Consider the following 13,643-nt stretch of genomic DNA (forward strand, 5'->3'; position numbering starts at 1 on the left):
CTTTCAAGTTTCATTCGTCAAACCGCTTATACGACGGCGTAGTCGAACTCGCCCGCCTCGGTCGCGCGCACCGAAATACGCTCGATGGCCGCGCCGTTGGCAATGCGCTCGAGTACCTGCTGCGCGACTTCGGGCAGCAGCGTGCCGTTCAGAATATGGTCGACATTGCGCGCGCCCGAATCCACTTCGGTGCAGCGCGCGAGCACCGCATCGACCAGCGACTCGTCCCACTCGAACACCGCCTTATGATTCGATTCGATGCGGCGGCGAATTCTTTCCAGCTTCAACTCGATGATTTCAGCGAGCACGTCGTCGGAAATCGGATAGTACGGCACCACTTTCATGCGGCCGAGAAACGCCGGCTTAAACGCTTTATACAGTTGCGGACGCAAGGTTTCGGCGAGCGCGTCCGCGTCGGGCAATTCGTCGGCACTTTTATTCAGGCAAGCCTGCATGACCGCTTGCGAACCGACATTCGACGTGAGAATGATGAGCGTATTGCGGAAGTCGATCTCGCGGCCTTCGGCGTCGTCCATCGTGCCTTTGTCGAATACCTGGAAGAACATTTCGAGTACATCGGGATGCGCCTTTTCGACTTCATCGAGCAGCACCACCGAATACGGATTGCGGCGCACCGCTTCGGTTAGTACGCCGCCCTCGCCATAACCGACGTAGCCGGGCGGCGAGCCTTTCAGGCCCGAAACGCTATGCGCTTCCTGATACTCGCTCATGTTGATCGTCACCATCTTGCGCTCGCCGCCGTACAACACATCGGCGAGTGCGAGCGCCGTTTCGGTCTTGCCGACACCCGAAGGTCCGACGAACATGAACACACCGCGCGGCTTATTCGGATCTTCGAGATTCGCGCTGGCCGTGCGCACTCGCTGCGCAATGGCTTCGAGCGCATGGTCCTGACCGATCACGCGCGCGGCAAGGAGCGGCTGCAAATTCAACACCGTCTGGATCTCATCCTTCACCATGCGGCCCAGCGGAATGCCCGTCCACGACGCAACGATTTCAGCGACGACGTGTCCGTCCACCTGCAACGGCACCATCGGCTGAGTACCTTGCAATGCATGCAATTCGGCCACGCGCAGCGCGAGCGTTTCGCGCGCTTGCGCCGCTTTCTGCGCCTGCTCCGCGTCGGCACTACTCACGCGAGCCGCGTCGATGTCCGAACGCAAGCCGACGATCTCGGTCACCAGCGCACGCTCCTTGTCGTAGCGCGCTTCGTCCGCGGCGAGATGCTTCAGATCTTCTTCGCGCAGTTCGCGCAATTGCGCGAGCCGTTCGTCGTGCTGTGCCCCGCTCGCCACCTCGCGTTCGAGTGCGGCGATTTCCGCGTCGATGCGTTCCAGGCGCTTTTTCGTATCGTCGATTGCGGCCGGTGTAGAACTATGCGCGAGCGCCACTTTCGCGCAAGCGGTGTCGAGCACGCTGATCGCCTTATCGGGCAATTGCCGCCCGCTAATATAGCGATGCGACAGGCGCACCGCTTCCGTGATCGCGTCATCGAGCACGCGCACATTGAAGTGCTTTTCCATTAGCGACGCCATGCCGCGCAACATCGCCGCGGCAAGCGCTTCGCTCGGCTCTTCGATCTTCACGACCTGAAAGCGGCGCGCGAGCGCCGCGTCTTTCTCGAAGTACTTCTTGTACTCGCTCCATGTCGTCGCCGCGATGGTGCGCAATTCGCCACGCGCCAACGCGGGCTTCAGAAGATTGGCCGCATCGTTCTGCCCGGCCTGGCCGCCCGCGCCGATGATCGTGTGCGCTTCGTCGATGAAGAGAATGATCGGATGCGGGCTCTTCTTCACTTCGTCGATCACGTTCTTCAGGCGGTTCTCGAATTCGCCCTTCACACTTGCGCCCGCTTGCAAGAGGCCCATGTCGAGCACATGCAGTGCGACGCCTTTGAGCGGCGCGGGCACGTCGTCGGCGGCAATGCGCAGCGCGAGTCCTTCGACCACGGCCGTTTTGCCGACACCCGCCTCGCCCGTCATGATCGGATTGTTCTGGCGGCGCCGCATCAGAATGTCGATAGTCTGGCGAATCTCGCCTTCGCGTCCGATCACCGGATCGATCTTGCCTTCACGCGCGCGCTGCGTGAGATTGCTGGTGTACGTATCGAGTGCGGGCGTTTTTGACGGAGCGCCAGGCACTGATTCGGAACCCGCTATATCGCTCGCATCATATTCCGTGTTTTGCGCGTCATTAGCGCGCTCGACTTCGCGCGAGCCCGCGGTCAACTCGTCGAAATTATGCTTCAGCTCGGTCACAGGTACATCGCGCAGCAGCGGCGACATGCGCTCCGCGAATTGCGCGAGATCGGGCGCACTCAGCAACGCAAGCAGCAAATGCCCGGAACGGATGCGCCCAATCTGCGAATCGAGCGATGCGATCAACCACGCCTGCTCGAGCAGATCGATCAGATGCTTGGAGAACACCGGCGTGCGCGTATTGCCGCTTTTCAGGCGCTGCAATTCGCGCTCGATGTCCGCGCGCAACGCATGCGGATCGATTCTGCTCGCACGCAGAACGAGCGCAACATCGCTTGCCGGCTCGTCGAGCAGCGCAAGCAGCAGATGCTCGAGGTCGACCTCGTAATGACCGCGCGCGAGACAGTTGTTCGCCGCCAGCAACGCTGCTTGCCGGCAGGTCGGATTGAGTTTCGCGATCAGGGTGTTGAGGGACGTGCTCATGTCGTGCGATCCGGTCAGGTTCTATCGTTATGGTCAGTGAATCACATGCAGTTCGTAGCGGGCATCCGCGCGGTCGCGGTCGGCATCGCGCGTGCAGAGGAATGCGTCCCAGCCGAGGCGCGCCCCGTTGCTCAGCAGCGCCGGTCCGACCGCCTCGCGGCGCAGTACCAGCGACACTTCGTACTCCAGCGTAATACCGGCGAGCAGCGTCAGCATGCGTTCGAGTGCAACGGCGCGATCCGCCCCCGGCAGGAATGCTTCGTAATCGGCTTTACCAAGCGGGCCGATCACGAGCCGCGCCCGCATGTCGCGCTGCCAGACGCGCTCGCCCGCCAGCGCAGTGGCGCCGAGCGTCGCGTTGACGCTGCCCAGCACCGTCAATTGATCGCGCGGTACGTCGTACCACTTGCCGACAAACTGTTCGACGCGCACAGGAACCTTGAAGTAGTCCGACAGCGTGCGTTGCAAATAAGCTGCCGACACCGGTCTGTGCCGCGCGGGCAATGCGTAACCGGCAATCGCTTCGTCGAATAGCGCGCCGTCGCCGCTTTGCAGGCTGCTGCGCGTGTCGTTGTCGGCCACGCCCGCAAGCGCGAGCAGCAATGGCAAATAGCGCTCGTCGCGATCCAGTTCGTAATGAAACGGCAAACGGTACTTCTTCCACGCCGCATAAAAGAGCGCGGTGGCGCGATTCGAAAATACATCGAAGAACTCGCGCGCGGCGCGGTCTCGCTTGATCTGCTCTCGCGCGATGATCTGCTCGGTGTAATGCAGCGGCAACGCACCTTGCCCGCCGAGCAAACCGAAAAACGCGGGGGTTATGTCGACTTTATCGAGTGAGCCCGCCTCGAGCGCCGTGGTGCGCTGCGCTTTTTCTTTTAGCGGCAAGCCTTCGTCGTCGTAGGATTGCGCGCCGTGAATTTCGCTCGGCGGAAACGACAGGGACAGCGAATTGCGAAAGGAAATGCGCTGCGCGACGATGTCGCCGGAACGCCCGACTGTAGATGGCGATTGCTGTGCGAACCACTTCTCGAGCAGACGCACCGCCTGAAAAAATTCAAAGCGGTGCGGCTCGTCGAGAAACTGCTCGACTACGCCAGGATCGATTCGCCGCTGCGCGGTTTGCATCGCAAGATCTCCTCGCCCGTGCGCTTCGACACGACGACCAGTTGCACAAAGCTGTTCAGATGCACGTACAGCCCGAAGAATGTGTCGATTACCCGTACGAACGACGCGAGACTCGTGCCGACGAAATGTTCTTCGTCGATCGTCAGGCGAATCTCTATGCCGCGCACGAAAGTGGCGAACGGTTTGCCCGGCAGCCATTGCACGGCTGCACGCTGCTCGATTCCGACGAGCCCGTCGATATGCCGCGCCGATACCGCCGTGCGCCGTAAATCGTAGAGCACCAGCATTTCCTTCAACGCGGAAAGACCGCTATTCGCGAGCGACACGTGATTCAGCGCGAGATGCGAAATGAGCCGCCAGTGCGCCGCGCGCCCACGTTCGAAACGCACAGTCGGCGTGGGCCGGCGCAGCATCGTAATGTTGCCGGTCAGCGAGCCGCCTTCGAGAAACAGATCGCCGCCTTCCAGACCCACCGCGAGACCGGCGGGCAAATCGCGATTCGTACACGTCAGGTCGAGACTCAGCGTGTCGGTTTGCGGCGCCGCCGGTTCAAAGTCGATATCGACAATGGAGATTTCCGTCTCGTAGCCGGGGCTTTTTTGCGCGACCCAGTCGTTGCGCCGTGCGAACCAGTAGTGTCCGGCGCGGGCCGCCTCACCGTGATGCAGCGAATAAAATGGCCGGAATTCAGTCACCGATTCCTGATGCGCCTGTTGCCTGACGAGCTTCACCGAATCGATCGAATAGACTTCGTAAGCGAATGCGCGGCGCGCTTCGGCGATCACCGGATAGGAGATCGCCTGATGATTCACGCGAATGGGTTCGCCGTGCTGTTCGAACAGATTGACCACCGGCGTGCAAAAGAGCCGCAGGTGATGTGCGGACAACGCATCGAGAAGCCGCGCGACATGCGAATCGCTGCGTACTTCCTTGAGCACGACGTGTAGTGTCAGACGCTGGCAGCGGCCCGCCGCACGCGTCATTGCCGCGAGATCGAAGTCGGCGAAACTGAATTTTTCCGGGAACGCAAAGTACTCGGTGAGAAGCCGGTAAGCCGGATGCGATTTGGCCGGATAGTCGATTAGCGCGTCGTCTTCGTCAAAGCCTGCTTGCGCGAGCGGCGACGTGCGCAATGGCGTCCATACGCCGCGCCGGTCCGCTTCCACATACGTGGCCATTGCATTGACGAACAGGCAATCCGCGAGCGCCGCAATGAACGACTGCTCGCCGTGCAGATGCGCGCGCAAGGTACTGACTTTCAACGCGGACAGATCGAGTTGCGCAGCAGTCGATTCGAAAGTGATCGACACAATGGCGGTTGCATTGCCGGGCAATACCGTCGCGCTCGGCGCCATCGCCACTGACGTGTACTTTGCCTCCGAAATGCGAACCGGCGCGAGCGTGACGTCGTACGCGGTACGGAAACGGCATTGCACGCCGCGAATGGGCCGCGATTTGAGTTCCGTGCCTCGCTCTATCGTAACGGGCTCGGTCAGATGACTCAGTGCCGCGGACGTGCCCAGTTGCGCGATCGAGCATGAAGGAAATGGCCGCAGATAGTGCGGATACAGCACTTCCAGCAGCGCTTCGGTGAATTCGGGGTAATCGTCGTCGAGTTTCTTGTTGATGCGCGCGCCGAGCAATGCGAACGATTCGATCATCCGCTCGACGTGTGGATCTTCGCAATGCTCGCCGGACATCGCCAGACGCGCCGCGATCTTCGGATAGCGCTCCGCGAAATCGCGCGAATAGCGCCGCAGAAATGACAGTTCGCGCTCGTAATACGGCAGCAATTCTTCCATCGATCTATCCCCGAACCCGAACCCTCTACGCCTGAACTAACGCCGCCGTTGCGCGTCGCGGCGGCGCTCAGGCGGTATTGAAGCCAAGCGTATTAAACAAAACAGCGTCTACAGTTTCGCGCGTGCGCGCGTCACCGAGTATTGCAATGTGGACGGCTGCAACATCGCATCGAAACTGACCGGTTCTTCTGCCGGATGAACGACCAGCAACGCCTGAATCGCGAAATAAAGCGCGTTGGTCGATTGTTCGTTCAGTTCGAGTGTGACCGATACCTGCTGCAAGCGCGGCTCATGCCGTGCAATGGCCTGCTGAATCGATTTGCAAATGAACGTGCGGTCATAGTGACTCGCGAGACTCAAACCCGCGAAGTCGTTCAGACCATAGGTCAGCACCGAGCGCTGACATTCGGGCAGGGCCGCGAGTTCATGCTCGGTCAGCGCAATTCGCGTGTTGAGAATCGCCTCGACGTCGCGCGCGACGGTGGCCTTCAGTTCCTCCAACGACAATTGCCGCATCGCCGGTGAAGCCGGCAGATGCGGTTCGTCGTCGAACAGCTTGTCGAGAAAGCTGGGCTCGAAGCGTTTCATCGGCGTCCGAAGAAGCGGTTCATGACAGGCGCACGCCGCGCGCGCCAACCTTTTCAGGCAATGCGCGCCGCGGCGTGCGCCCGTGCATTACACCGCGTACGTCTTGTCGTTCTTCGTCAGGCTCCACGCGCCTTGCGCATTGCCGCCCTGATTGCCGCCGATCTTCTGCTGCGTGTACTTCCACTGCACCGCGGCGTACTTCAGCGAGAACTGCTCGCTCGGCAATCCTTCGCCGACGACGCTCGGCGTCACGCTCGAAATGATCACGTACTTCAGCTTCACTTCCAGGTACTTGATGCGATTGCCTTCGCCGTCCGAACGCATGAAGTCGATGGTGACTTCGTCGAACGTCGTGCCGCCCGATGCATGCTGATAAATCAGCGGGCTCACCACGTCGATGTCTTTCGTGAACTGCATGTCGGCGTGTTCGCAACGCTCGGAGGTATGACCGCCCGCCGTCGAAGCCGTCGCCGAACGCGGTTGCGTGATGGAGTGGCTCCACGAATCGATCTCGATCCAGCCAGCGTGATCTTTATCGGCAGACTCGCCTTTGATCGCCGGATTGCCGAATTTTAAATAGATGTCCTTCATAACTCATCGACTCCCCAAAGAGGTGGTTTTAACAGCTACCCCGGGCGGCCCGCCCGGGTATTCTGACTTCGTTTATGAATTGGCCGGTTTCGGCAGATCGGCGACGAGCCGCAAGGAAATGGACAGTTCGTCGAGCTGGAAATGTGGGCGCAGGAACGCCACGGACCGATAAACACCCGGCTTGCCAGGAATCTCCGAGACCTGGATCGATGCTTCACGCAGCGGGAACTGCGCTTTCTGCTCCTGAGTTGCGTTGTCATCCAGCAGCACGTACTGCGAGATCCAGCGGTTCAGGAAAACTTCCACGTTCTGCGCCGATGCAAAACTGCCGATCTTGTCGCGCATCATCGCCTTCAGGTAATGCGCGACGCGCGATACCGAGAAGATGTACTGCAATTGCGCAGAGAGAACCGCATTGGCATTCGCGCTGTCGGTGCTGTATTTCTTGGGTTTCTGCACCGATTGCGCAGCGAAGAACGCGGCATAGTCGGAGTTCTTGCAATGCACGAGCGGAATAAAACCGAGGTCGCTCAGTTCTTTTTCGCGGCGATCCGTAATAGCGATTTCGGTCGGACACTTCAGCGCGATTTCGCCGTCGTCGGTCTTGAACGTGTGTGTCGGCAGATCTTCGACAAGACCGCCGCCTTCCACGCCGCGAATGGCGGCGCACCAGCCGAAGTCGTCGAATGCGGCCGTGAGACGTGCTGCAAATGCCCATGCCGCGTTACACCACAGGTACTTGCTGTGATCCGTGCCGTCCACGTCCTCGACGAAATTGAAGCCTTCCGCGGTGGCGCCGTCTTTCGGGTTGAACGGCAAGCGGCCGAGAAAACGCGGCAGCGTGAGGCCGACGTAGCGCGAGTCTTCCGAGTCGCGGAACGACTTCCATTTTGCGTATTCGACGGTATCGAATACCTTGCCGAGATCGCGCGGCTTGCCGAGATCGGCAAACGTTTCAAGGCCGAGCAATTCAGGCGACGCCGATGCGATAAACGGCGCATGTGCGGCTGCCGCAACATGCGACATCTGCTCGATGAAGTACACGTCTTCCGGCTGACGCGTGACTTCAAAGTCGCCGATGATCGCGCCGAACGGCGAGCCGCCGAACGTGCCGAACTCTTCTTCGTAAATCTTCTTGAAGAGCGCGCTCTGGTCGAATTCGATCGCGGTCTTGAAGTCGCGCACGAGGTCGCGCTTGGGCGCATGCAGCGCCTTGATCTTGACCGTCGAACCGGTGTTGCTCTCCTTGCACAGATAGTCGAGCCCGCGCCACGTGCTTTCCATGCGCTGGAATTCCGGCGCGTGCATCACCGCGCTCAATTGCGCGGAAATGAGCCGGTCGAGTTCGGCAACGCGCGCGTCGATCGTGGCCGACAGATTGTCGGAGACCACCACCGTGCCGTCGAGCACCTCGCGCACGAGTTCGCCGATCAGGTCTTTCGCGCGCGCATGCTCGGAATCGGACTTCGCCACGCGGCTTTTCTCGACGATCTCGTCGAGCAGCGTGGATTCCGTACCGCTTTGCGCGGTAGCGAGTTGGGCTGCCGCCGTTTGCTGGTTCATCTCACACCCCGTGCTTATTCGCCTTGCTTGTCTTGATCCGGCGCGCCGCCGTCCCGGTTCGCCGCATTGCTCTGGTCTTTCGCCAGCGTCTGCAACTGCTGCGTGTTGTTCAATACTTCGGACAGCAGATCTTCGAGCTTGTCGTTGCCGGCCAGCTTGTTGCGCAGATCGGCGAGCTTCGAACGCGCTTCGAGCAGACGCCGCAGCGGGTCGATTTGCGCAACCACTTCGTCCGGACTGAAATCGGCCATCGACTTGAAGCGCAGATCGACTGCGAATTTGCCGCCGGCTTCGCTCAGGCGGTTCTCGACCTGAAACGCCGCGCGCGGCTCGATCGCCTTCATCACGTCGTCGAAATTATCGCGGTCGATACTGACGAACTTGCGATCGCGCAGCTTCGGCTGCTCGACTTCGGACTGCCCCGCCAGATCGGCCACCACGCCGACGACGAACGGCAGCTCCTTGACTTCGATCGCATCGCCGCGCTCCACCTCATAGGTGAGCTGCACGCGGGGCGGCCGCACTTTCTGCAAGCGTTTCTGTATGCTTTCTTTCTTCGCCATCGTCGGCTCCCGAATGCTGATGGTGAGGCGTGAAGATCAGCGCAGCGCGCTGAACGGATCTGACGCGCCGCCGCTTTGCGCGGCCTTGGCGGGCGCTGCGGGCGCCGCAGGTGCGGGAGTGGGAGCGGCAGGAGCAGCCGGCGTGGCGGCAGGGGCCGCGGCGCTGGTGGTTGCTTCCGGCGCTTCCACGGCCTTGCTCTTCGTGACGCGGCGAATCACGCGCTTTTTCTTCTGAGCCTGTTTGTCGTTCGGATCGGGCGGGAACAGCGTTGCCTCGCCGAGCGTGTCGCGCAACTGCTTGGCGAGCGCCTGCGCGTCCGACTTCGCATCGCCTGCGAGCGACGCGTCCTGACGCAACTCGCCCAGCGATTGCGTGGCGACGCGCAGGCCCGCGACGGCCAGCACGCTCTTTGCCTGACGATCCGTCTGGTCGCGCTGCAACGCTTCTTGCGCGGCGACGATAGCCTGCCCGTAATGACCTTGCGCAAACTGGATCTGCGCAATGCGCGACCACGGTTCTTCGCGCGTCGGATCGGATTTTGAAAGCTGCTGATAAAGCGCGATAGCGCGATCCTGATCGCCGCCTTTCGCCACTGTATCGGCGTCCGCGAGTTGCTTATTAAAAGCCTCCGGTGTGGTTGCCGCGTTGTTGCCCTGTGTCGCGCAACCGGCCATCACGCCGCAAGCCAACACTACCCCAGATAGTTTTACTAACAGACGGTCATTCATCGTTTTTCACCGACGTGCGATTTTTTAATTCAAGGAGAAACCGGAGTTTTGCTTTGCTTCAAGTGCGCGGGTATAGTACAGGCCAAATTTCGATAATTCAACTTTCATGTGAAGAAGCATTGCACGAAAAAAATACGCATGGATCTTTAAAACCAGGCGAGCAGAAATTGTTTCCTGGCGCAATAGTAGCAGCTCGCGCCTCGGCAAAAATTTCCACTGGCGGACCGAAAGATGCGCTCAGCATGGGCATTACATGCGCGTTGCATCGAGCGGCAGTAGAGCGGCAGTAAACGGCAGAAAGCGGCATTAGTTGCTGAAATCGCGCCGGAATGATTTCGTTATTGATGTTTAGACGGGGGACGGCGGCAGCCGGTCGATGTATATGAATTCGCGTCTTGTTCGCCATGCATCGCTATTGATTTACTCACGCCGCCTTATGCGCCCTTCTGGGCGGTTGCGCCGCGGGCGTGACGGTGCTCGGAGCCGCTGCCAACGCGGCTTTGCAGGCAAGCGGCCTCGGTAAGCCGGAACTGCCGGACGCGCAGAAACCGCCGCGCAATGTCGCGCTCACGTTATATGCGGCGCCCTATCTGAATGCCGCGAATGACAAACGCCCTTTGGCGCTGGTCGTGCGTCTTTACGCTTTGAAAGATCCGACTTCATTCCAGCAGGCGCCATTCGACGCATTTACCGATGTCGGCAAGGAAAAGACCACTCTTGGCGGCGATCTGCTCAGCGTGCGCGAAGTGACGCTAATCCCCGGCCAACGTTACGTTGTTACCGAAAAGGTGTCGCGTGAAGCGCAGGCATTGGGTATCGTCGCGCTATTCCGCGATCCGGCCATGCAGCGTTGGAAATTCGCCTTCGACCCGGCGAAGTCGGAGAAATCCGGCATAATGGTCGGCCTGCATAACTGTGCAATGACCGTGACCAACGGCACAGTGATCCCGCCGGAACAGGGATTGCCCGCACAGCCGCTGAATATGCTTTCTTCGGTTAGCTGCGGTTAAAGATGCCGGACCATTGCGATTTAACATTTTCTAGAGAATTAACAATGCGACGCCCGAATCGGGTTATTCCGGGCGCGCCGCACGCTGAACCCATATAACAGGTTTGACATGAGTTATTCCGCAAAAGTGCTCTGGGGAGAAGGCCTGTTTCTGAGGCCGCAGCATTTTCAGCGTCAGGACGCCTATCACGAGGCGCGCCTCTTCGAGTCGATCCAGGCCATCCAGCCGTACAACTGGGGCGTGCGCTCCGCGCGCTTCGATCGCGACGCGCTCGGCAGCAACGTGCTGCGCGTGAGCGAACTGTCACTGGTGTTTCCCGACGGCGCGCTCTACTCCGCGCCGCAGCGGACGACCTGCCGCCGCCCATCGCGCTCGACACGTTGCCCGACGGCATCAACGAATTCACGTTCTATCTCGCGCTGCATCCGCTGCGCGAGACAGGCGCCAACTATTCGCAGGACAGCAGCGCGGGCTTCGTCGCGCGCTACGTGAGCGAGCAGACGCCCGTCGCCGATCATTTCACCGACGCCGCCGAAGCCGACATCACGTTCCTCAAGACGAGCGTCAAGTTGATCGCTCATAGCGAGCCGCGCGATCAGTTGTTGTCGGTGCCGCTCGTGCGCGTGCGCCGCACGGCGACGTCGGGCTTCGAGATCGACGACAGCTTCGTGCCGCCGTGTCTCGCCATCGACGCGTCGCCGGTTCTGCATCAGCGGCTGCGCCAATTGATCGACGCGTTGCAGGCGAAGGTCAACGCGCTCTATGGTTTTCACCGCGAGCCGACCAAGAACATCATCGAGTTCCGTTCGGGCGACATCGCGTCGTTCTGGCTGCTGCACACGGCGAGCGCGGCGTTCGCTTCGCTTGCGCATCTGTATCAGCATTCGGCGCTGCATCCCGAGCGGCTCTTTCAGGAACTGCTGCGCCTCGCCGGCCAGTTGATGACGTTCTCGAAGGGCTATGCGCTATCCGATCTGCCGGCCTATCGTCACGACGATCCGGGCCCCGGCTTCGCGCGGCTCGACACGATCCTGCGCGATCTGCTCGAAACGGTGATCTCCACGCGCTACTTCGCGATCGCGCTCGAAGAAGTGCGTCCGTCGTTTCATGCGGGCCGGCTCGATTCCGGCAAGATCGACGACAAGACGATGTTCTACATTGCCGTGTCCGCCGACATGCCGACGGCCGAGCTCGTCGAAGCGGTGCCGGCACGCTTCAAGGTCGGCGCTCCCGACGACGTGGACAAGCTCGTGCTCTCGGCCATGCCGGGCGTGCGGCTCGTCTACACGCCGCAAGTGCCGCCCGCCATTCCCGTGCGACCCGGCGCGTGCTACTTCTCGTTCGAGCCGCGCGGCGGACTGTACGAACGCATGCTGCAGGCGCAATCGGCAATGATCTATGCGCCGTCGGGCATCAACGATCTTCAACTTGAACTGATCGCGGTCACATCATGAGCTACGCGCCTTCACTCTTTGGCGGCAGCACGCCTGCCGCGACGCACGCTCCGGCGGCCGAGCCGAGCTATCAGGTCCGCTCGCTGCTCGACCTGCTGTACGACGGCTTCTTCATGCTGTTTCTTTTGAAGAACGGCCGCGAGCCGGGCGACGCGCATGAGTTTAGTCAACGCATTCAGCAGTTTCTCGGCGACTTTGAGCGTGGCGCGAAGAAGCTGAACGCATCGGCGGAAGATGTGTACGCATCGAAGTTTGCGTTCTGTGCGGCGATCGACGAGTCGGTGCTGTCGTCCAGCTTCAGCATCCGCACCGAATGGGAACGGCGGCCGCTGCAACTGGTGCTGTTCGGCGAGCAGCTCGCGGGCGAGAAGTTCTTCCAGTATCTCGAGGAATGCCGGGCGCAAGGCGCAGCGCGGCTGCAATCGCTGGAAGTGTTCCATATGTGCCTGCTGCTCGGTTTCCAGGGCAAGTATCTGCTCGAAGGACCGGAGAAGCTCGCGTATCTGACGGCACGTATCGGCGATGAAATCGCGCATATGAAGGGCAAGCGCGCACCGTTCGCGCCGCATTGGCCGCTGCCCGATCAGGTCGCGCATCGTCTGAAGCGTGAAGTGCCGTTGTGGTCGATCGGCGCGGTTTTCGCGCTGGTTGGGTTGCTTGCGTATCTCGGCTTGAATACCTATCTGCGGGATCAGACGTTGCGCACGTTGGCGCCGTATTCGCAGGTGGTCAAGCTCGGGCCGCAATCGGCCACGCTGACGATTTCGCTGCCGTAACGCGGCAACGCGATAACGCGACGCGTCGCGTCGCTGGACAAAAAATGGCCTGCATCGCGCAGGCCATTTTTCATTGCGCTAAAGAAGCCGGCAATGACAATTGCCGGCCGCTCGCATGCGCTTAACTTACTGCGACTCCTCCGCCCAAACAGCATTCTCACGCGCCATCAGCGCCGTCGACGCAGCCGGCCCGAACGTGCCCGCCGTATAGTTGCGCGGCCGCTCGCCGGACTTCGCCCATCCTTCGAGAATCGGCTCGGCCCAGGCCCACGCGGCTTCGAGTTCGTCGCGGCGCATGAAGTGCGTGAGGCGTCCGCGGATCACGTCGATCAGCAAACGCTCGTAGGCTTCCGCGCGACGCTCGCTGAACGCCTGCTGCAAATCGAGGTTCAGATTCACCGGCAGCATATGCATGCCGCTGCCCGGTTCCTTCGCGAGCACCTGAAGCTGGATCGACTCTTCCGGCTGCAACTGGATCACGAGACGGTTGCCGTAGTTGCGCCCGCCGCTCGGAATGATGGAGAACGGCAAGTCGGAGAATTCGATGACGATCTCCGACACCTTCTTCTGCATGCGTTTGCCGGGGCGCAGGAAAAAACGGCACGTTGGCCCAGCGCCAGTTTGTTGATATGCGCGCGCACGCGACGAAAGGTCTCGGCGCGGGTTCCCGGCCGGCCCCCCTCTCCTTCCCGGGAGGTAGCCCTTTCACCGCCTCGGCCGTCGACCGCGCCAGCCGT

At 60.8% G+C, this 13,643-nt stretch carries 10 protein-coding genes and 2 pseudogenes; 3 read left to right on the plus strand and 9 right to left on the minus strand.

The genetic code is table 11. The annotated features are described in order from the left end of the window. Nucleotides 1–26: 26 nt before the first annotated feature. The 8 genes from tssH to BGRAMDRAFT_RS31285 all read right to left on the minus strand — a co-directional run bounded on the left by tssH (nucleotide 27) and on the right by BGRAMDRAFT_RS31285 (nucleotide 9,666). A complete protein-coding gene (gene tssH / locus BGRAMDRAFT_RS31250; RefSeq protein ID WP_006052919.1) occupies nucleotides 27–2,702 on the minus strand; it encodes a type VI secretion system ATPase TssH in 2,676 nt (891 codons plus the stop codon). A gap of 33 nt (nucleotides 2,703–2,735) precedes the next feature. Next, complete coding sequence (gene tssG, locus BGRAMDRAFT_RS31255) at nucleotides 2,736–3,830, minus strand: type VI secretion system baseplate subunit TssG (protein ID WP_006052920.1); 1,095 nt, start codon at nucleotides 3,828–3,830, stop codon at nucleotides 2,736–2,738. Beyond that, nucleotides 3,794–5,632, minus strand: coding sequence for a type VI secretion system baseplate subunit TssF (gene tssF / locus BGRAMDRAFT_RS31260; protein ID WP_006052921.1), 1,839 nt, complete (start codon nucleotides 5,630–5,632; stop codon nucleotides 3,794–3,796). The genes tssG and tssF overlap by 37 nt, the downstream gene beginning before the upstream one ends. 108 nt (nucleotides 5,633–5,740) lie before the next feature. Further along, entirely contained in the window at nucleotides 5,741–6,220 is a 480-nt protein-coding gene (gene tssE / locus BGRAMDRAFT_RS31265; protein WP_006052922.1) for a type VI secretion system baseplate subunit TssE, read from the minus strand. Between the two features lie 87 nt (nucleotides 6,221–6,307). Further along, on the minus strand, nucleotides 6,308–6,811 hold the full coding sequence (locus BGRAMDRAFT_RS31270) for an Hcp family type VI secretion system effector (protein WP_006052923.1): 504 nt from the start codon (nucleotides 6,809–6,811) through the stop codon (nucleotides 6,308–6,310). Nucleotides 6,812–6,883: 72 nt separating this feature from the next. Next, nucleotides 6,884–8,374, minus strand: a complete 1,491-nt coding sequence (gene tssC / locus BGRAMDRAFT_RS31275; protein WP_006052924.1) for a type VI secretion system contractile sheath large subunit — start codon at nucleotides 8,372–8,374, stop codon at nucleotides 6,884–6,886. Nucleotides 8,375–8,388: 14 nt separating this feature from the next. Beyond that, the gene (gene tssB, locus BGRAMDRAFT_RS31280) at nucleotides 8,389–8,937 is read right to left on the minus strand and encodes a type VI secretion system contractile sheath small subunit (RefSeq protein ID WP_006052925.1); all 549 of its coding nucleotides are present in this window, start codon (nucleotides 8,935–8,937) and stop codon (nucleotides 8,389–8,391) included. A gap of 36 nt (nucleotides 8,938–8,973) precedes the next feature. Beyond that, complete coding sequence (locus tag BGRAMDRAFT_RS31285; RefSeq protein ID WP_006052926.1) at nucleotides 8,974–9,666, minus strand: tetratricopeptide repeat protein; 693 nt, start codon at nucleotides 9,664–9,666, stop codon at nucleotides 8,974–8,976. A gap of 446 nt (nucleotides 9,667–10,112) precedes the next feature. Between BGRAMDRAFT_RS31285 and tssJ the strand changes: the two genes are divergently transcribed. The 3 genes and pseudogenes from tssJ to icmH all read left to right on the plus strand — a co-directional run bounded on the left by tssJ (nucleotide 10,113) and on the right by icmH (nucleotide 12,906). Further along, entirely contained in the window at nucleotides 10,113–10,676 is a 564-nt protein-coding gene (gene tssJ / locus BGRAMDRAFT_RS31290) for a type VI secretion system lipoprotein TssJ (RefSeq protein ID WP_044022025.1), read from the plus strand. A gap of 108 nt (nucleotides 10,677–10,784) precedes the next feature. Continuing rightward, nucleotides 10,785–12,130: pseudogene (gene tssK / locus BGRAMDRAFT_RS31295) on the plus strand (type VI secretion system baseplate subunit TssK). Next, nucleotides 12,127–12,906, plus strand: coding sequence for a type IVB secretion system protein IcmH/DotU (gene icmH / locus BGRAMDRAFT_RS31300; protein ID WP_006052929.1), 780 nt, complete (start codon nucleotides 12,127–12,129; stop codon nucleotides 12,904–12,906). Before tssK ends, icmH begins: the two are co-directional and overlap by 4 nt. A 126-nt stretch (nucleotides 12,907–13,032) precedes the next feature. Here icmH and BGRAMDRAFT_RS31305 read toward each other — a convergent pair. Then, nucleotides 13,033–13,643, minus strand: a pseudogene (locus BGRAMDRAFT_RS31305) (glucose-6-phosphate dehydrogenase (NADP(+))); the annotation flags it as partial.

It is taken from the genome of Paraburkholderia graminis C4D1M (assembly GCF_000172415.1).
Classification (GTDB): Bacteria; Pseudomonadota; Gammaproteobacteria; order Burkholderiales; family Burkholderiaceae; genus Paraburkholderia; species Paraburkholderia graminis.